Source organism: Streptomyces sp. NPDC047974 (assembly GCF_040653375.1).
GTDB lineage: Bacteria > Actinomycetota > Actinomycetes > Streptomycetales > Streptomycetaceae > Streptomyces.
Genome location: NZ_JBEZNU010000008.1, coordinates 1 through 17,956, shown reverse-complemented (window position 1 = coordinate 17,956; position 17,956 = coordinate 1). Strand labels below are relative to the sequence as shown.

General features: G+C 70.8%; 15 protein-coding genes. 11 read left to right on the top strand and 4 right to left on the bottom strand.

What is annotated here, in order from left to right; translation table 11 throughout:
- Window positions 1-22: 22 nt before the first annotated feature.
- Both AB0E19_RS13705 and AB0E19_RS13700 read left to right on the top strand, forming a co-directional pair.
- The gene (locus AB0E19_RS13705) at window positions 23-385 is read left to right on the top strand and encodes a WXG100 family type VII secretion target (protein WP_362178131.1); all 363 of its coding nucleotides are present in this window, start codon (window positions 23-25) and stop codon (window positions 383-385) included.
- Window positions 386-447: 62 nt separating this feature from the next.
- Entirely contained in the window at window positions 448-744 is a 297-nt protein-coding gene (locus AB0E19_RS13700; protein ID WP_362178128.1) for a WXG100 family type VII secretion target, read from the top strand.
- A gap of 604 nt (window positions 745-1,348) precedes the next feature.
- Here the strand turns inward: AB0E19_RS13700 and AB0E19_RS13695 are convergent.
- The gene (locus AB0E19_RS13695; RefSeq protein ID WP_362178125.1) at window positions 1,349-1,564 is read right to left on the bottom strand and encodes a hypothetical protein; all 216 of its coding nucleotides are present in this window, start codon (window positions 1,562-1,564) and stop codon (window positions 1,349-1,351) included.
- Window positions 1,565-1,662: 98 nt separating this feature from the next.
- Window positions 1,663-5,628 carry a type VII secretion protein EccCa gene (gene eccCa, locus AB0E19_RS13690; protein ID WP_362178122.1) on the bottom strand — a complete coding sequence of 1,322 codons (3,966 nt, stop codon included), beginning with the start codon at window positions 5,626-5,628 and terminating at the stop codon, window positions 1,663-1,665.
- 281 nt (window positions 5,629-5,909) lie between these two features.
- On the opposite strand from eccCa, the gene eccD reads away from it, so the two are divergent.
- The 6 genes from eccD to AB0E19_RS13660 all read left to right on the top strand — a co-directional run bounded on the left by eccD (window position 5,910) and on the right by AB0E19_RS13660 (window position 12,992).
- Window positions 5,910-7,415 carry a type VII secretion integral membrane protein EccD gene (gene eccD, locus AB0E19_RS13685; protein WP_362178119.1) on the top strand — a complete coding sequence of 502 codons (1,506 nt, stop codon included), beginning with the start codon at window positions 5,910-5,912 and terminating at the stop codon, window positions 7,413-7,415.
- A 191-nt stretch (window positions 7,416-7,606) separates the two neighbouring features.
- Window positions 7,607-7,897 (top strand): 30S ribosomal protein S15, encoded by a 291-nt coding sequence (gene rpsO / locus AB0E19_RS13680; RefSeq protein WP_128976159.1) that lies wholly within the window; start codon window positions 7,607-7,609, stop codon window positions 7,895-7,897.
- A 274-nt stretch (window positions 7,898-8,171) separates the two neighbouring features.
- A complete protein-coding gene (locus AB0E19_RS13675) occupies window positions 8,172-10,382 on the top strand; it encodes a polyribonucleotide nucleotidyltransferase (protein WP_362178115.1) in 2,211 nt (736 codons plus the stop codon).
- Entirely contained in the window at window positions 10,379-11,758 is a 1,380-nt protein-coding gene (locus AB0E19_RS13670) for a pitrilysin family protein (RefSeq protein WP_362178112.1), read from the top strand. The genes AB0E19_RS13675 and AB0E19_RS13670 overlap by 4 nt, the downstream gene beginning before the upstream one ends.
- 23 nt (window positions 11,759-11,781) lie before the next feature.
- Window positions 11,782-12,534, top strand: coding sequence for a 4-hydroxy-tetrahydrodipicolinate reductase (gene dapB / locus AB0E19_RS13665; RefSeq protein WP_360611154.1), 753 nt, complete (start codon window positions 11,782-11,784; stop codon window positions 12,532-12,534).
- 5 nt (window positions 12,535-12,539) lie between these two features.
- Window positions 12,540-12,992: a hypothetical protein gene (locus AB0E19_RS13660; protein ID WP_189949961.1), complete on the top strand. Its 453-nt coding sequence runs from the start codon at window positions 12,540-12,542 to the stop codon at window positions 12,990-12,992.
- Here AB0E19_RS13660 and AB0E19_RS13655 read toward each other — a convergent pair.
- A complete protein-coding gene (locus tag AB0E19_RS13655; protein ID WP_362178107.1) occupies window positions 12,982-13,536 on the bottom strand; it encodes a hypothetical protein in 555 nt (184 codons plus the stop codon). The two genes, AB0E19_RS13660 and AB0E19_RS13655, sit on opposite strands and share 11 nt — an antisense overlap.
- Before the next feature lie 54 nt (window positions 13,537-13,590).
- Window positions 13,591-13,830 (bottom strand): hypothetical protein, encoded by a 240-nt coding sequence (locus AB0E19_RS13650; protein WP_362178104.1) that lies wholly within the window; start codon window positions 13,828-13,830, stop codon window positions 13,591-13,593.
- Window positions 13,831-13,988: 158 nt separating this feature from the next.
- On the opposite strand from AB0E19_RS13650, the gene thyX reads away from it, so the two are divergent.
- The 3 genes from thyX (at window position 13,989) to AB0E19_RS13635 (ending at window position 17,621) form a co-directional block, all read left to right on the top strand.
- Window positions 13,989-14,729, top strand: a complete 741-nt coding sequence (gene thyX / locus AB0E19_RS13645; RefSeq protein WP_362178101.1) for an FAD-dependent thymidylate synthase — start codon at window positions 13,989-13,991, stop codon at window positions 14,727-14,729.
- 177 nt (window positions 14,730-14,906) lie between these two features.
- Window positions 14,907-15,806 carry a 4-hydroxy-tetrahydrodipicolinate synthase gene (gene dapA, locus AB0E19_RS13640; protein WP_362178098.1) on the top strand — a complete coding sequence of 300 codons (900 nt, stop codon included), beginning with the start codon at window positions 14,907-14,909 and terminating at the stop codon, window positions 15,804-15,806.
- Between the two features lie 129 nt (window positions 15,807-15,935).
- Entirely contained in the window at window positions 15,936-17,621 is a 1,686-nt protein-coding gene (locus AB0E19_RS13635) for a ribonuclease J (RefSeq protein WP_169094380.1), read from the top strand.
- Window positions 17,622-17,956 lie beyond the last annotated feature (335 nt).

Here is a 17,956-nt window from a genome sequence, read left to right as displayed (position 1 = left end):
CCCGAGAAAGGGAGAGCGACACATGTCAGTCTTGAAGGTTGGCGATCAGAGTCTCAAGGATTTCCAGGACGAGCTCACCCGCAAGTTCGATGACGTGAAGGGCCAGCTGTCGGCCCTCCAGGGCGTCATCGACAGCCTCGAAGGCCGCTGGAAGGGCATCGGCGCCGGCGCGTTCGACGCCAAGCAGACCGAGATCAACAACGGCATGGTGCGCATCGCCAAGCTGATGCTGAACTTCCAGGAGGCCATCCAGGTCACCCGGACGACGTCCAGCAACACGGACGACGAGGTCGAGGCGGCCCTGCGCGGCGTCGACGTGACCGCGGGCTTCTCCGGCGACGCGGGCGCCGAGAAGGCCGCCCGTTCGGGCATCGCCGGCCTCTGACCTCCGGGTCGGAGCCACGCACCAACCCCACCTGAACGACACCACCGAAAAACGGAGGGACCATGGCCGGCAACGACGGCATCATGCTCGTCACGTACGCCTCGCTCGACGACGCGGCGAACCAGATCGACGCGCAGGCGAAGCGCCTGGACGAGGCCCTGGAGGCCATCCAGTCGAAGATCCGCTCGGTCTCCAACACCTGGGAGGGCGAGGCGAAGACCGCCGCCGACGGCGCCCACGCCAAGTGGGACCAGGAGACGCGCGCGATCCACCAGGCCCTGCAGGGCATCTCCAAGGCCGTCCGCCAGGCCGCCCCGGCCTACCAGGCGGGCGACAAGCGCGCGGCGGGCTTCTTCTAAACCGCAGCAAAACCGCAGCCGTACGACGACGGCAACACAGGGTGGGCGTGCACGGGAGGCGCCCACCCTGTCGCGTTCCCGGGACCGGTGCACGCAGCCCGTCGTCGCCGGCGTGGCCGGCGATCTCCACGTAAGGGGAGCCGCACGGGACGGACTTCGGTCCCTCCCGGCTCTGTTCCGGCCCGGTCCGGCGGCATCCGGAAGCGAGGAGGACGAGAGGGCGAACGGGCCACGGTGCTCCGGAATCACCGAGCTGACCGTGCCGGCGACACCACTGGCGACGCCTCCGCCGACCGGGGTGGCGATGGAACCGAAGCCGAAGCCGAAGCCCGTGCCGATCGCGCCGGACCAGGTGTTCTTCTGCTGGGCGACGGAGTCCGCGAAGTCCTTGGCCTCCTCGGCCTCCTCGGCCTCCTCGGCCTCCTCGGCCTCCTTGGCCTCCTTGGCCGCCGGGCCGACGATCGCTTCCCGCCGCCCGACGGCCAAGGTGCCTCCGACCTCCGAGGAGCGCCGTGTGATCTCTTCGAACGTGTCCTGAGGAGGATGCGGGCCGCTTTCGAGGCGGCGCCGACCGGCGTGCCGAGGAGCGGTCCTCCCCGCACTCTCATTGCGCCGCGAGTCGGAACGACTCCACGCACTGCCAGCCCGACGTCAGGGCGAGGACCGCGAAGATCCATCGTGCGCCGCGGTGGCGGGCGCGGAGGGCGGCTCGGGCTTCGGGGGTGCGGGGGCGTCTGAAGAAGGTGTCCAGCTTCTCCAGACCCCCGCACACCACGATGACGAACAGCACCGTCATGCCCCCGAACAGGAGCGCCATCATGCGCACCGCCGCACTCCCGCCATCCCCGCCGTCCCCGCCGTCCCCGCCGTCCCCGCCACGATCTCCGTAACCGTCCCCGCCACCGGCTGCGACAGCCCCTACATCTCCGGCATCCGCCCCGTCTGCACCAGCGGGTTCCCCCGCTGCCGGGAGACGTAGATGCCGCGGCCCGGGGGCATCGGGCGCATGCGGACGCCGCCGAGGACGTCGCCTTCCTGGGGGTCGCCGGAGAGGAGGACGCCCTGGGCGCCGAGTTCCATCATGCGCTGCATGAAGGACTCGTACGCGGAGCGGCTGGCGCCCGCCGCGCTGCGGGCGATGACGAAGCGGACGCCCACGTCGCGGGCGAAGGGGAGCAGTTCCGTCAGCTTGGCCAGCGGGTTGCCGCTCGACGTGGAGACCAGGTCGTAGTCGTCGACGACCACGAAGAGGTTCGGGCCCGACCACCAGCTGCGGTCCCGCAGCTGCTGGGCGGTGACGTCCGCCGACGGCGAGCGGCGGCGCATCAGGTCGGCGAGGGCGTCGACGTGGTGCTCCATGTTGTTGGACATGGGGACGTACTCGGCGAGGTGGCTCGCCGGTGTCACGTCGAGCAGGGCGCGCCGGTTGTCGATGACGAAGAACTTCGCCGAGGCCCCGTCGTACCGCTCCGTGATCTGCTTGATCATCAGCCGCAGCAGGTTCGACTTGCCCGACTCGCTCTCGCCGAAGACGAGGAAGAAGGGGTCGCGGTCGAAGTCGACGAAGACCGGCTCCAGGTTGTTCTCGTCGATGGCGAAGGCGACGCCGCGCTGCGGCTCCGCGTGGCCCGCCGGCAGGGTCCGCGCGTCCAGCTCGCGCGGCAGCAGCCGCACCTCGGGCGCGCCCGGCGCCGTCCAGTGCCGGGTGACCTCCTGCGTCATCGCGGCCGTCGCCTCGGCGAGGTCGCTGTCGGAGCTGATGCCGTCGATGCGCGGCACGGCCGCCATGAAGTGCAGCTTCTCCGGGGTGAGACCGCGGCCGGGGACGCCGGTCGGCACGTTCGCCGCGATCTTGCGGTCCAGCTCGGAGTCCATCGTGTCGCCGAGCCGCAGCTCCAGGCGGTTCATCAGATGGTCCTTGAGGTTGGCGCGGACCTCCATGGAGCGCGAGGCCGTGATGACCACGTGGATGCCGTAGCCGAGACCGCGGGCCGCGATGTCCACGACGGCCGGCTCCAGGCCCTCGTACTCGGTGCGGAAGTTGCCCCAGCCGTCGATGACCAGGAAGACGTCGCCCCACGGCTGCTCGGTCACCGAGATGTCGCCGCGGGCCCGCAGCCGGCGGTAGGTGCCGATGGAGTCGATGCCCGCCGCGCGGAAGTACTCCTCGCGCCGGGACAGGATGCCGTACACCTCGGCGACCGTGCGCCGCACCCGCTCGGGGTCGAGCCGGGAGGCGACGCCGCCGACGTGCGGGAGGCCCGCCACCGAGGCCATGCCGCCGCCACCGAAGTCGAGGCCGTAGAACTGCACCTCGTGCGGGGTGTGGGTCAGCGCGAAGGCCGAGATCAGGGTGCGCAGCAGCGTCGACTTGCCGGACTGCGGACCGCCGACGATCTGCATGTGACCGGCCGCGCCGGAGAAGTCCCGGTAGAGCGTGTCGCGGCGCTGCTCGTACGGCTTGTCGACGACGCCGAGCGGGACGACGAGCCGGCCCGCGCCCTCGTAACCGGGCTGGGTGAGCCCCCGGCCGTCGACGCCCGCGAGCCCCGGCAGGACCGAGTCGAGCGCCGGCGGGTTGTCCAGCGGCGGCAGCCACACCTGGTGCGCCTCGACGCCGCGCCCTTCGAGACGGCGCACGATGACGTCGAGCACCGAGTCCGCCAGCGCGTCGTCCTCCGCCTCCCGCGCCTCGGGTACGCGCGCCTGCGCCTCCGGCTCCAGGTAGCGCACGGGAACCGGCGCGGCGGTGAAGGGCACCGGCCGCCGGTCGACCGGCAGCGGTCCGCCGGGCAGCGCCGTGTGCTGGTTGGCGCGGTAGGTGCCGGAGACGTACGCGGCCTTGAACCGCACCATCTCGTCGGTTCCGTACTTGAGGTAGCCGGAGCCCGGCACGTTCGGCAGCGAGTACGCGTCGGGCACGCCGATCGCCGCCCGCGATTCGGCCGCGGAGAAGGTCCGCAGACCGATCCGGTAGGAGAGGTACGTCTCCAGGCCGCGCAGCCGGCCCTCCTCCAGGCGCTGCGAGGCCAGCAGCAGGTGGACGCCGAGCGACCGGCCGATGCGGCCGATCTGCACGAACATCTCGATGAAGTCGGGCATCGCCGTCAGCAGCTCGGAGAACTCGTCGATGACGAGGACGAGCGAGGGGATCGGCTGGAGGGGCGCGCCGGCCGCGCGCGCCTTCTCGTAGTCGTGGATGTTCGCGTAGTTGCCCGCGTCGCGCAGCATCTCCTGGCGCCGGTTGAGCTCGCCGCGGATGGAGTCGCCCATGCGGTCCACCAGCGTGAGGTCGTCCGCCAGGTTGGTGATCACCGCGGCGACGTGCGGCATCTGGGACATGCCCGCGAAGGTGGCACCGCCCTTGAAGTCCGCGAGGACGAAGTTGAGGGTCTCCGAGGAGTGCGTCACGGCGAGACCGAGCACCAGCGTGCGCAGCAGCTCCGACTTGCCGGAACCGGTCGCGCCGACGCACAGGCCGTGCGGGCCCATGCCCTCCTGCGCCGCCTCCTTGAGGTCGAGCATCACCGGCACGCCGTCCTCGCCGACGCCGATCGGCACGCGCAGCCGCTCGGAGCGGGACCGCGGCCGCCAGGTGCGGCTCACGTCGACGGAGGCCGCGTCGCCGAGGTTCAGCAGGTCGGTGAAGTCGAGGTTGGCGAGCAGCGGCTCGTCGTCGTCCGAACCGCCCGCCATCCGCAGCGGCGCCAGCTGCCGGGCCAGCGCCTCGGCCGCGTCCAGGCTCAGCGCGTCCGGGGCGCCGTCGTACACGTGTCCGTGCCCGGATTCGAGGCGGAGCGTCCCGCCCTCCACGATCACGGACAGGTCGCCGCGGGTGCCGGTGCCCCGGCCGTCCACGACCTCGATGATCGTCACGCCCTGGATGCCCTCCGGCGAGGCGAGCGGCGAGGTCTGCGGCACGGACTGCCCGTCGAGCACCACCACGAGGTGCGGGAAGTCGAGCAGCGGGTGGTTGGGGCCCTGGAAGCGGGGCCGCCCGTCGAGGCGCTCGGCGACCAGGTCCTCCAGTTCGCGCGCGTCCGTCGTGATCAGCCGCCGGCTGCCCGCCCCGTCACCGGGGCCCGAGGCCTGCACGTGCGGCAGCCACTTCGTCCACTCCCAGGAGGGGGCCGCGCCGTCGCCGGTGGCGACGACGACGACCAGGTCCTCGGGGGAGTGGAGCGCCGCCAGCGAACCCACCATCGCGCGGGCCGTCGAACGGGCCGCCTCCGGCTCACCGCCGACCGTGAGGTGGTAGAAGGCGCGCAGCGACACGGCCATCGGCAGGCCGTCCAGCGTGCCGTGCGCGTGGAGGAACTGCTGCATCGCCCCGGCGGTCAGCGGTTCGAGCTCGTCCACCGGCGCCGTCTCGGGGGCGATCAGCGGCGTCGCCAGCTGCTGGCTGCCGAGACCGACCCGGACCTGGCCGAAGTCGCCGTCCCCGATGCGCCGCTCCCAGACCCGGCTGCCCTCGGCGACCAGCGCCCACAGCTGTTCGGGCGAGGGGTGCAGGTAGTACTGCGCGTCCCGCTGGAGCCGTGCCGTCCGCAGCACCGCGCGCCGCGTCTGCGTCAGGTACTTCAGGTAGTCGCGCCGCAGGTCCGCGAGCTGCCCCTGCGTCCCGCGCCGGTAGCGGACCAGCATCGCGATGGCCATGGCCACCGTCGACGCGATCATCACCATGCCCATGATCCGCATGATCGGGTTCGGCGTCATGAAGAAGAACACCACGGAGCCACCCATGCCGAGCATCGGCAGGAGCTGCATCAGGGCGCCCTCCTGCTGCCCGCGGGGCAGCTCCGGAGGGGGTTGCAACTGCACCTGCTCGTCAGGCACTTCGGACGGCAGGGCCCGCGGTGGGCGCTTGACGACGATCTGGCTCACAGCTCACCAATTTCCGTTGCCGGACGGAAAGTTCCTCCAGACGCCCCCGTGGCGACGGGATCCATCCGCGGGGAGGGATCCTACTTTGGTGCGGGGTCACGGGTGGGCGGTAGGGTGGCCCGAAATATTTGCGTGGCCATGAACTATCGCAAAAATCGGGTCATTCGGAGCGCAATATCCGCAGCTCCCGGACCACGGTCCACGAGCCGCTCCGCGGCCGCGCGCCGGCGACCGGACGCGCCGGCCAGGAGCACCAGGATCACCACGAGGGGAAGCAGCAGGTGAGTATGACGGCCCCAGCCACGGCCGGCGGAGCCGGCCAGTCGGCTCCCACCACCGTGTTCCACGGCGGCACCGGCTTCTGCCGGATCACCGTCGTCGCGCCCGACGGCCGCGTCGACGTCGCCCTCCCCGAGGACGTCGCCCTCGCCGACCTCTACCCGGAGGTGCTCCGCCTCTCCGGCCAGACCCCGGCGCCCGGCGCCCCCGTCGGCTACCACCTGGTGCGCCGCGACGGCACCGTCCTCGACGGCAGCCGCTCGCTGGCCGCCCAGCGCATCCTCGACGGGGAGCTGCTGTCGCTGCGCCCCTTCGCCGAGTCGCTGCCCCCGGCCGTCTTCGACGACGTCTCCGACGCGGTCGCCTCCGCCGTCGCCAAGGACCGCACCCTGTGGTCCGACGCCCTGATGCGCGGCGCGGGACTCTTCGGCGGCGCGATCCTCCTGGTCCTGCTCGCCTTCGTCCTGTGGACGTCCGAGCCCCGCCACGACATGCACGGCCTGCCCGGCGTCCTGGCCGGCGTCACCGCCGTCCTGCTGCTCGCGCTCGCCGCCGTCCGCGCCCGCGTCTACGACGACCGCGGCTCCGCCGTGGCCCTCGGCACCGGCGCGATGGCGAACGCGGCCGTCGCCGGCTCCGGAGTGCTCGCCCTCGCCTCCGGCCAGGGCATCGGCAAGCTCCAGTTCCTGCTCGCCTGCACCGCCGTCCTCGTCTGCGCGGTGATCCTCACGATCGTGTCGCCGGGCGGCGACGGCCCCTTCGTCGCCTTCGTCTTCGCCTCCGCCGTCGGCATGCTGGTCGCCTTCGCCGCCATCCTCACCGCGCTCACCCCGGCCGAGACCGCCGCCGTCTGCGCCCCCTTCGCGGTCGGCGCGCTCGCCTTCCTGCCCGGCCTCTCCACCCGCTTCGCCCGCCTCCCGATCGGCTTCGAACCGCCCCGGACCACCGTCGGCGGATACGGCTCCGAGGCCGAGCCCCAGGGCCCGGTCGACGCCGCCCGGATCGCCGCCCAGGCCCGCCGCGGCCACGAGCTGCTCGTCGGCCTCGTCGGCGGCTGCGCGCTCGTCGCCGTCGGCTCCGCCGCCGTCCTCGGCTTCTCCGACACCGTCTGGGGCCAGCTCCTCGCCCTCGCCACCGGCGTCGCGATGCTGATGCGCGCCCACCTCTTCCGCTACACCGCGCAGGTCGGCTGCGCCCTCGCGGCCGGCCTCGGCTCCCTCGTCCTGCTCGGCCTCGGCCTCGCCCTGAACCCGCCGGTCGAGCTCCTCCTGGAGGCCCTGAAGGGCGACGGCACCGCGCTCGACATCCGTACCGTCTGGCTCTCCGCCGCCATCGCCGCCGTCGCCGCGCTCCTCACGGCCATCGGCCTGATCGTCCCGCGCAAGGGCGTCACCCCCTTCTGGGGTCGCTTCCTGGAGATCGCGGAGACGTTCGTGCTGCTCACGCTGCTGCCGCTCTGCCTCGCCGTCTTCGACGTCTACCACTCCATCCGGGCGCTCACCTCCTGAGCCGCCTGGTACGCTGTGTGACGGCCGTTTGTGTACGCACTCCCCGAAGCACCCAGCAGCACCCCGCCGATGCCCCGCATCGGCCCCGCTTCGGGGGACAGCGCGCACCGGACCTCCGCTCCCGAGTCACGGAAGCTCCCCTGAGATGTAGACCAGGGGCACTCGTGGGCACGAAACCTGAGGAGAACCGCGTGGCTCTCGACGCCGCCGTCAAGAAGCAGATCATGGCCGAGTTCGGCACCAAGGAGGGCGACACCGGCTCCCCCGAGGTCCAGGTCGCCATGCTGTCCCGCCGCATCTCGGACCTGACCGAGCACCTCAAGACCCACAAGCACGACCACCACTCCCGTCGTGGTCTGCTGATCCTGGTCGGTCAGCGCCGCCGCCTGCTGCAGTACCTGGCCAAGAAGGACATCCAGCGCTTCCGTACGCTGGTCGACCGCCTCGGCATCCGCCGCGGTGCGGCCGGCGGCGCCAAGTAAGGACGCCGTGGAGGGAGCGGTTCCCACTTTCAGGGGGCCGCTCCCTTTGCTGTACGTGCGCGAAGTACCGACCGGCATTTACTCTGGTCGCAGAACGCCACAAGAACGACCGCGCGAGAAGCAGCCGGCACGCCGCCGGTCCTCGGTAGTGGCCCCCGGGCGAAGTCCCCGGGTGCTTCGATCGAAGACCGGCCCGCCACTTCACAGCTTCTCCCGCACCCGTCCCGCGCCACACGGGCGCCCGGACCAAAGACGAACGTAGGAGAAACCCATAGTGGAGAACGAGACCCACTACGCCGAGGCCGTCATCGACAACGGCTCCTTCGGCACCCGCACCATCCGCTTCGAGACCGGCCGTCTGGCCCGTCAGGCCGCCGGCTCCGCCGTCGCCTACCTGGACGACGACACCATGGTGCTGTCGGCGACGTCCGCCTCGAAGCGCCCCAAGGACCAGCTCGACTTCTTCCCCCTCACGGTGGACGTCGAGGAGCGGATGTACGCGGCCGGCAAGATCCCCGGCTCCTTCTTCCGCCGTGAGGGCCGTCCCTCCGAGGACGCCATCCTCACCTGCCGTCTGATCGACCGCCCGCTGCGCCCGTCCTTCAAGAAGGGCCTGCGCAACGAGATCCAGGTCGTCGCCACGATCATGGCGCTCAACCCCGACCACCTGTACGACGTCGTCGCGATCAACGCCGCGTCCGCGTCCACCCAGCTGGCCGGCCTGCCCTTCTCCGGCCCGATCGGCGGCGTCCGCGTCGCGCTGATCAAGGGCCAGTGGGTCGCGTTCCCGACGCACACCGAGCTCGAGGACGCCGTCTTCGACATGGTCGTCGCCGGTCGCGTCCTGGAGGACGGCGACGTCGCGATCATGATGGTCGAGGCCGAGGCCACCGAGCAGACCATCACCCTCGTCAAGGGCGGCGCCGAGGCGCCGACCGAGGAGATCGTCGCCGCCGGCCTGGAGGCCGCGAAGCCGTTCATCAAGGTCCTGTGCAAGGCCCAGTCGGACCTGGCCGCCAAGGCCGCCAAGCCCGAGGCCGAGTTCCCGATCTTCCTGGACTACCAGGACGACGTGTACGCCGCCCTCTCCGACGCCGTCCGCGGTGAGCTGGCCCAGGCCCTCACCATCCCGGGCAAGCAGGACCGCGAGGCCGAGCTCGACCGCGTCAAGGAGCTCGCCGCCGAGAAGCTCCTCCCGGCCTTCGAGGGCCGCGAGAAGGAGATCTCCGCCGCCTACCGCTCCCTGACCAAGGCCCTGGTCCGCGAGCGCGTCATCAAGGACAAGGTCCGCATCGACGGCCGCGGCGTCACGGACATCCGTACGCTCGCCGCCGAGGTCGAGGCCATCCCGCGCGTGCACGGCTCCGCCCTGTTCGAGCGTGGCGAGACCCAGATCCTGGGCGTCACCACCCTCAACATGCTCCGCATGGAGCAGCAGCTGGACACCCTCTCCCCGGTGACCCGCAAGCGCTACATGCACAACTACAACTTCCCGCCGTACTCCGTCGGCGAGACCGGCCGCGTCGGCTCCCCGAAGCGCCGCGAGATCGGCCACGGCGCGCTCGCCGAGCGCGCGATCGTGCCGGTCCTCCCGACCCGCGAGGAGTTCCCCTACGCGATCCGCCAGGTGTCCGAGGCCCTCGGCTCCAACGGCTCGACGTCGATGGGCTCGGTCTGCGCCTCCACCATGTCGCTGCTGAACGCCGGTGTGCCGCTCAAGGCCCCCGTCGCCGGTATCGCCATGGGCCTGATCTCCCAGGAGATCAACGGCGAGACGCACTACGTCGCCCTCACCGACATCCTCGGTGCGGAGGACGCCTTCGGCGACATGGACTTCAAGGTCGCCGGCACCAAGGAGTTCGTCACCGCCCTCCAGCTCGACACCAAGCTGGACGGCATCCCGGCCTCCGTCCTGGCCGCGGCCCTCAAGCAGGCCCGCGACGCCCGCCTCCACATCCTCGACGTGATGATGGAAGCGATCGACACCCCGGACGAGATGTCCCCCAACGCCCCGCGGATCATCACCGTCAAGATCCCCGTGGACAAGATCGGCGAGGTCATCGGCCCCAAGGGCAAGATGATCAACCAGATCCAGGAGGACACCGGCGCCGAGATCACGATCGAGGACGACGGCACCATCTACATCGGTGCCGCCGACGGCCCGGCCGCCGAGGCCGCCCGCGCCACGATCAACGGCATCGCCAACCCGACCATGCCGGAGGTCGGCGAGCGCTACCTGGGTACGGTCGTCAAGACCACCACCTTCGGTGCCTTCGTCTCCCTGCTCCCCGGCAAGGACGGCCTGCTGCACATCTCGCAGATCCGCAAGCTCGCCGGTGGCAAGCGCGTGGAGAACGTCGAGGACGTGCTCGCGATCGGCTCCAAGGTCCAGGTCGAGATCGCCGAGATCGACCAGCGCGGCAAGCTCTCCCTGATCCCCGTGATCGAGGGCGAGGACGAGACGAAGGACGACGCCTCCTCGTGACGTCCCGTAGTTCCGCGACGACGGCCCGCCCCTCTTCCGAGGGGCGGGCCGTCGCCCGTACCCAAACGCTTCTCCCGGGCAAGGACGGCATCGGCACCGTCCGCCGCACGACCCTCCCCGGCGGCCTCCGGATCGTCACCGAGACCCTTCCCTCGGTGCGCTCGGCGACCTTCGGCATCTGGGCCCACGTCGGCTCCCGCGACGAGACGCCGGCGCTCAACGGCGCCACCCACTACCTGGAGCACCTCCTCTTCAAGGGCACGGCCAAGCGCTCGGCCCTCGACATCTCGTCCGCGATCGACGCGGTCGGCGGCGAGATGAACGCCTTCACGGCGAAGGAGTACACCTGCTACTACGCCCGGGTCCTCGACACCGACCTGCCGCTGGCGATCGACGTCGTCTGCGACATGCTCACGGGCTCGCTCATCCTCGACTCCGACGTGGACGCCGAGCGCGGCGTGATCCTCGAAGAGATCGCGATGACCGAGGACGACCCCGGCGACGTGGTGCACGACCTGTTCGCGCAGACGATGTTCGGCGACACCCCGCTGGGCCGCCCGGTCCTCGGCACCGTCGACACGATCAACGCGCTCTCCCGCGGTCAGATCGCCCGCTTCTACAAGAAGCACTACGACCCGACCCACCTGGTCGTCGCCGCCGCGGGCAACGTGGACCACGCCACGGTGGTACGCCAGGTCCGCCGTGCCTTCGAGAAGGCCGGCGCCCTCACCCGTACCGACGCGGCCCCGATCGCCCCGCGCGACGGCCGGAAGGCCATCCGCACGGCCGGCAGGGTCGAGCTGCTCGGGCGGAAGACCGAGCAGGCGCACGTGGTCCTCGGCATGCCGGGCCTGGCCCGCACCGACGACCGCCGCTGGGCGCTCGGCGTGCTGAACACCGCCCTCGGCGGCGGCATGTCCTCCCGCCTCTTCCAGGAGGTCCGGGAGAAGCGCGGTCTCGCCTACAGCGTGTACTCGTACACCTCGGGCTTCGCCGACTGCGGCCTCTTCGGCGTCTACGCGGGCTGCCGCCCCGCCCAGATCCACGACGTGCTGCGGATCTGCCGGGACGAGCTCGCCAAGGTCGCCGCCGAGGGCCTCACCGACGAGGAGATCACCCGCGCCGTCGGCCAGCTCTCCGGCTCCACCGTCCTCGGTCTGGAGGACACCGGCGCGATCATGAACCGGATCGGCAAGAGCGAGCTGTGCTGGGGCACCCAGATGTCGGTCGACGACATGCTCGCCCGGATCGCGGCCGTCACCCCGGACGAGGTCCGGGAGGTCGCCCGGGACGTGCTGACCCAGCGGCCATCGCTCTCGGTGATAGGCCCGCTGAAGGACAAGCAGGCGGACCGCCTCCACCAGGCCGTCTCCTGACCACCCCCTAAGGAAGAAGTGCGATGAGCAAGCTGCGCGTGGCGGTCCTCGGCGCCCGGGGCCGTATCGGCTCCGAGGCCGTGAAGGCCGTCGAGGCCGCCGAGGACATGGAACTGGTCGCGGCCCTGGGCCGCGGCGACGAGCTGACCGCCCTCACCGAGGCGGGCGCCCAGGTCGTCGTCGAGCTGACCACTCCCGACTCGGTCATGGCCAACCTCGAGTACTGCGTGGGCCACGGCATCCACGCCGTCGTCGGCACCACCGGCTGGACCGAGGACCGCCTCGCGCGGCTGAACGGCTGGCTCGCCGCCTCCCCGGAGACCGGCGTGCTCATCGCCCCGAACTTCTCCATCGGCGCGGTCCTCACCATGCGGTTCGCCCAGCTCGCCGCCCCGTACTTCGAGTCGGTCGAGGTCGTCGAGCTGCACCACCCGAACAAGGTGGACGCCCCCTCCGGCACCGCCACCCGCACCGCCCAGCTGATCGCCAAGGCCCGCGCCGAGGCCGGTCTGGGCGCCCAGCCGGACGCCACCGCGACCGCCCTCGACGGTGCCCGCGGCGCCGACGTGGACGGCGTGCCGGTCCACGCGGTACGCCTCCGGGGGCTGCTGGCCCACCAGGAGGTGCTGCTCGGCGGCGAGGGCGAGACGCTGACCGTCCGCCACGACTCGCTGCACCACTCCAGCTTCATGCCGGGCGTGCTGCTCGGTGCCCGCCGCGTGGTGAGCACCCCGGGCCTCACGTTCGGCCTGGAGCACTTCCTGGACCTGGGCTGACGGTCATGGGCGGCAAGATCACGTACGTCTTCCTCGCCACCGTCCTCGTGCTCGTCTTCGGGGTGGTGGCGATGGAGGGCGTCCTGCTCCTCCTGACCGGCGAGCCGGCGGCCATGGGCATGGGCGCGGTGGCGTTCCTGCTGCCGTGCGTCGGCGGCTGGTTCCTGTGGAAGAACACCAGCTTCGCGCGCCGGGCCAACCGGCTGGCCGCGGAGCTGGAGGCCGAGGGCGGACTGCCCGTCGACGAGCTGAAGCGCACCCAGGGCGGCCGGATCGACCGCGACTCCGCGGACGAGGTCTTCGCCCGGCGCAAGGCCGAGACGGAGGAGACCCCGGAGGACTGGCGCTGCTGGTTCCGGCTCGCGGTCGCCTATCACGACGCCCGCGACACCCCCCGGGCCCGCAAGGCGATGCAGCGGGCCATCGCCCTCCACGAGGGCCGGACGGTCAGCGCCTGACGCCGTACTCGGCGTACCAGGCCTCGACGGTGTCGGCGGCCCGGTCGAAGGCCTCGATCCGGGAGAGGAAGTCGGCGTTGTGGTCGGTGAGCAGCACCAGCTGCTCGCCGGCCGTCCGGTCGAGGAGCAGGGCCTGGCCCTGGACCGTCCGGGGGAGGTTCAGCCAGCGCACCGGCTGCTGCGCGGTGCGGACCGCGGACACCTTCGCCCAGGGGGTGGTGCGGGTGGCGAGGAAGCCGACGCGGCGCACGCCGGCGCGGCTCACCCAGGTGCCCATGCGCAGCAGGCGCAGCGCGGCCAGGATGATGAGCACGGCGAAGCCGAAGGTGACGCCCGCCCCGCCGACGGCGCCCGCGGCGGCGATGATCACCGCGGCGAGCAGCACGAACGAGGCGAGCAGCAGCGCGAGCGCCGCCGCACCGACCCGGTAGGGCCCCGGACGGTACGGACGGCGCCACTGGTCGTGGTCGTCGAACGGCAGCGCGACGGCGTCGTCGGCGTCGGCGTCGAAGGCACGGTCGGCCGTCAGGAAGGGCAGGGGCACGGCGGTTCCTCACTCACAAGCACGCTCGAAGGGGCAGTGCCCGGTGAGGCTACCTCAGCGGTTGTCGGAGGCCTCGGACTGCTGCTGGCGCGCGGGCGAGTCCGTGCTGTCGAGGGAGGGCATCCCGAGGACGAGCGAGCCGACGAGTCCGGCGGCCACGATCAGTCCCAGCAGCGTACGTCCGACGACCTGCCCGGGCCTGAGCCGCTCCCGAGGCGGTGGAGTGACGTTACTGCGGAATTCGTCGGCCTCCGCCACGAACGCGAACGGTACGGCCTCGTCCCGCCTGTACATGGATGCCACTCTCCTCATGGGTCGTCGTACGCCTCACAGGTACAGACGAGGGGAGAGAGGGTTTGGTGCCGTTTTTCACCGAAGCAGCCCAATCTCATCCTTCAGACGGACTCGCGCTAACCTGGGCCCGCCCCACAGACGACTGGAAGGTACTCCTGGTGACCGACACCCCCACCGAGCCGGCGAAGATCGACCTCAGGAGCGACGTCACCGTCGAACTGGTCAAGAGCGCCGCGGCCGACTCCGACGTCCTGTGGGCGGCCCGGGTCTCCACGGCGGGGGAGCAGTCCCTCGAAGAGCTCCAGAAGGACCCGGAGCGTTCGAAGGGCCTGATCAACTACCTGATGCGGGACCGCCACGGCAGCCCCTTCGAGCACAACTCGATGACCTTCTTCATCAGCGCCCCGATCTTCGTCTTCCGCGAGTTCATGCGGCACCGGGTGGGCTGGTCGTACAACGAGGAGTCGGGTCGTTACAGGGAGCTCCAGCCGGTCTTCTACGTCCCCGACGCCTCCCGCAAGCTGGTCCAGGAGGGCCGCCCGGGCAAGTACGTCTTCGTCGAGGGCACCGAGGCCCAGCACGAGCTGACCGGCCGCGCGATGGAGGACTCGTACCGCCAGGCGTACGAGACGTACCAGGAGATGCTCGCCGCCGGCGTCGCCCGCGAGGTGGCCCGCTCGGTCCTCCCGGTCGGCCTCTACTCCTCGATGTACGCCACCTGCAACGCCCGCTCGCTGATGCACTTCCTCGGCCTGCGCACCCAGCACGAGCTGGCCGCGGTGCCGTCCTTCCCGCAGCGGGAGATCGAGATGGTCGGCGAGAAGATGGAGGAGCACTGGGCCCGGCTGATGCCGCTGACCCACGACGCCTTCAACAAGAACGGACGCGTCGCGCCGTAGGGCACAGATGTTCGTCCACTCTCACGAAGTGTCCGTATTGCGACGTTTCGTGAAGTTCATCTAGGCTGATCAAACGGACCCGGCACTGCTTGAACCCCCGAGCAGGCAGTGCCGGGCTCCACTTCTCACGTCCCCCGAGGGGACACCCGGCGCTGAGCAGCGAGTAGCGTGTTACCCATGGCTCCGATCTCCACTCCGCAGACCCCCTTCGGGCGGGTCCTCACCGCCATGGTCACGCCCTTCACGGCGGACGGCGCTCTCGACCTCGACGGCGCCCGGCGACTCGCCACCCACCTGGTGGACGCAGGCAACGACGGCCTCGTCGTCAACGGCACCACCGGCGAGTCCCCCACCACCAGCGACGCGGAGAAATCGGAGCTCGTACGCGCCGTACTGGAGGCGGTCGGAGACCGCGCCCACGTCGTCGCCGGCATCGGCACCAACGACACCCACCACTCCATCGAGCTGGCCCGCGCCGCCGAGCGCGACGGCGCCCACGGCCTCCTCGCCGTCACGCCGTACTACAACAAGCCCCCGCAGGAGGGCCTGTACCGGCACTTCACCGCGATCGCCGACGCCACCGGCCTCCCGGTGATGCTCTACGACATCCCCGGCCGCTCCGGCGTCCCGATCGACACCGAGACCATCGTCCGGCTCGCCGAGCACCCCCGGATCGTCGCCAACAAGGACGCCAAGGGCGACCTCGGCCGCGCCAGCTGGGCCATCGCCCGCTCCGGCCTCGCCTGGTACTCCGGCGACGACATGCTCAACCTGCCGCTCCTGTCGGTCGGCGCCGTCGGCTTCGTCTCCGTCGTCGGCCACGTCGTCACCCCCGACCTGCGCGCCCTCCTCGACGCCCACCTCGCGGGCGACCACGAGAAGGCGACCGAGATCCACCAGAAGCTGCTCCCGGTCTACACCGGCATGTTCCGCACCCAGGGCGTCATGACCACCAAGGCCGCGCTGGCCCTCCAGGGCCTTCCGGCCGGTCCGCTGCGCCTCCCGCTCGTCGAGCTCTCCGACCAGGAGACCGAGCAGCTCAAGGTCGACCTGGCCGCCGGCGGGGTAGACCTCTGACATCCGACTTCACAACTGAACAGTGACAACTCAAGACCGCGACAACTGAAAACCGACAACAGCAAGTGCACGATTGTCATGCGCGCCACGTGCCGACCGGTACGTGGCGCGTGTGGTGAGGAGAGTCTTTTGAGCCATCCGCATCCCGAACTCGGCGCCCCGCCGAAGCTCCCCCAGGGCGGCCTGCGGGTCACCCCGCTCGGCGGCCTGGGCGAGATCGGCCGCAACATGACCGTCTTCGAGTACGACGGCAAGCTGCTGATCGTCGACTGCGGCGTCCTCTTCCCCGAAGAGGAGCAGCCGGGCGTCGACCTGATCCTGCCCGACTTCACCACCATCCAGGACCGCATCGACGATGTCGTCGGCATCGTCCTGACCCACGGCCACGAGGACCACATCGGTGGCGTGCCGTACCTGCTGCGCCTGCGGCAGGACATCCCCCTCATCGGTTCCAAGCTGACCCTCGCGCTGATCGAGGCGAAGCTCCAGGAGCACCGCATCCGCCCGTACACCCTCGAAGTGGCCGAGGGCCACCGCGAGCGCCTGGGCGCCTTCGACTGCGAGTTCATCGCGGTCAACCACTCCATCCCGGACGCCCTGGCGGTCGCGATCCGCACCCCGGCGGGCATGGTCGTCCACACCGGCGACTTCAAGATGGACCAGCTGCCGCTGGACAACCGCCTCACGGACCTGCACGCGTTCGCGCGCCTCAGCGAGGAGGGCATCGACCTCCTGCTGACGGACTCGACGAACGCCGAGGTCCCCGGCTTCACGGCGCACGAGCGGGACATCTCCAACGTCCTGCGGAACGTCTTCGCCAACGCCCAGAAGCGGATCATCGTGGCGAGCTTCGCCAGCCACGTGCACCGCATCCAGCAGATCCTCGACGCCGCCCACGAGTACGGCCGCAGGGTCGCCTTCGTCGGCCGCTCGATGGTCCGCAACATGGGCATCGCCCGGGACCTCGGCTACCTGAAGGTCCCGGCCGGCCTCGTCGTGGACGTGAAGACCCTCGACGACCTCCCGGACGACGAGGTCGTGCTGGTCTGCACGGGCTCCCAGGGCGAGCCGATGGCGGCGCTGTCCCGGATGGCCAACCGCGACCACCAGATCCGGATCGTCCCCGGCGACACGGTCATCCTGGCCTCGTCCCTCATCCCGGGCAACGAGAACGCGGTCTACCGCGTGATCAACGGCCTGACCCGCTGGGGCGCCAACGTCGTCCACAAGGGCAACGCCAAGGTGCACGTCTCGGGCCACGCCTCGGCCGGCGAGCTGCTGTACTTCTACAACATCTGCAAGCCGAAGAACCTCATGCCGGTCCACGGCGAATGGCGCCACCTGCGCGCCAACGCCGAGCTCGGCGCGATGACGGGCATCCCGAAGGACCACATCGTCATCGCCGAGGACGGCGTCGTCGTCGACCTGGTCGACGGCCGCGCCCGCATCACCGGCAAGGTCCAGGCGGGGTACGTGTACGTGGACGGCCTCTCGGTCGGCGATGTCACCGAGTCCTCCCTGAAGGACCGCCGGATCCTCGGCGAGGAGGGCATCATCTCGGTCTTCCTGGTGGTGGACTCCTCCACCGGCAAGATCACCGGCGGCCCGCACGTCCACGCGCGCGGCTCCGGCATCGAGGACTCCGCCTTCGACGCGGTGCTCCCGAAGATCGAGCAGGCGCTGAACAAGTCCGCCCAGGACGGCGTCGTCGAGCCCCACCAGCTCCAGCAGCTGATCCGCCGCACCGTCGGCAAGTGGGTCTCCGACACCTACCGCCGCCGGCCGATGATCCTCCCGGTCGTCGTCGAGGTCTGAGCCCGAAGGGCCTGACCAGCAGCGTCACGGAGCGGGGCGCCTCGATTTGCATCGGGGAGCCCCGCTCCAGTACGTTTACGGCTCCACCAGAACGGGAAGCCCCAGCGCCGCAGTGCGCTCGGACGGCGGAACGGGAGGTGGAAAATCCGACCGAGATCATCTGATAAAGTCGGAACGCGCCGGAAGGCCCCGAGAAAAACAAATCGGGACCGGAAAGCACCGAGGAAATCGGATCGGAAAGATCTGATAGAGTCGGAAACGAAGGAAGCGCCCGGAGGGCCTGGAAACAGGAACGAAGGAAGCGTCCGCACCTTGAGAACTCAACAGCGTGCCAA

Bases quoted from the DNA above. Each gene is read 5' to 3' on its own strand.
- dapA (WP_362178098.1), top strand. From the start codon at position 14,907: ATGGCTCCGATCTCCACTCCGCAGACCCCCTTCGGGCGGGTCCTCACC.
- AB0E19_RS13705 (WP_362178131.1), top strand. From the start codon at position 23: ATGTCAGTCTTGAAGGTTGGCGATCAGAGTCTCAAGGATTTCCAGGAC.
- AB0E19_RS13660 (WP_189949961.1), top strand. From the start codon at position 12,540: ATGGGCGGCAAGATCACGTACGTCTTCCTCGCCACCGTCCTCGTGCTC.
- AB0E19_RS13650 (WP_362178104.1), bottom strand. From the start codon at position 13,830: ATGTACAGGCGGGACGAGGCCGTACCGTTCGCGTTCGTGGCGGAGGCC.
- dapB (WP_360611154.1), top strand. From the start codon at position 11,782: ATGAGCAAGCTGCGCGTGGCGGTCCTCGGCGCCCGGGGCCGTATCGGC.
- AB0E19_RS13695 (WP_362178125.1), bottom strand. From the start codon at position 1,564: ATGATGGCGCTCCTGTTCGGGGGCATGACGGTGCTGTTCGTCATCGTG.
- AB0E19_RS13700 (WP_362178128.1), top strand. From the start codon at position 448: ATGGCCGGCAACGACGGCATCATGCTCGTCACGTACGCCTCGCTCGAC.